The sequence below is a fragment of the Pseudomonas sp. H1h genome (assembly GCF_000633255.1).
Taxonomy (GTDB): Bacteria; Pseudomonadota; Gammaproteobacteria; order Pseudomonadales; family Pseudomonadaceae; genus Aquipseudomonas.
The window spans coordinates 1-344 of sequence record NZ_AYMJ01000068.1 but is presented as its reverse complement, the minus strand read 5'-3'; the positions used below and the strand labels follow the sequence as shown (position 1 = coordinate 344).

At 63.4% G+C, this 344-nt stretch carries 1 protein-coding gene; it reads right to left on the bottom strand.

The features are described 5' to 3' along the window. The coding region (locus U862_RS29255) for an immunoglobulin-like domain-containing protein (RefSeq protein WP_157836090.1) at positions 1-344 on the bottom strand (344 nt) is incomplete at both ends.

Here is a 344-nt window from a genome sequence, read left to right as displayed (position 1 = left end):
GGCACCAGGTTCTCGAAATTGCCGCCCGCCGCATCCTTGATCGTGACTTCAACCTTGCCGGCGTCTTTGTAGACGTCATCGGCAGGCGCTGGAACCGTCACGGTGCCAGTGGTTTTGCCCGCTTCAATGGTAATGACCGAGCCGTTGCTCAACGTCACAGTCACCGGGGTGCCGGCCGGATTGGTCAGGGTCGCGGTGTAGACGATCGAGCCGCCCTCGGCGACGGTGCCGGTCGCGCTCAGCGACAGGTTGGTGGTGTCGACGGTATCGGTCACGGTGGTGCTGACCGGGGTCTTGTCGGCCACGAGGTTTTCGTAGTTGCCACCGGTCACGCCGGTGATCGA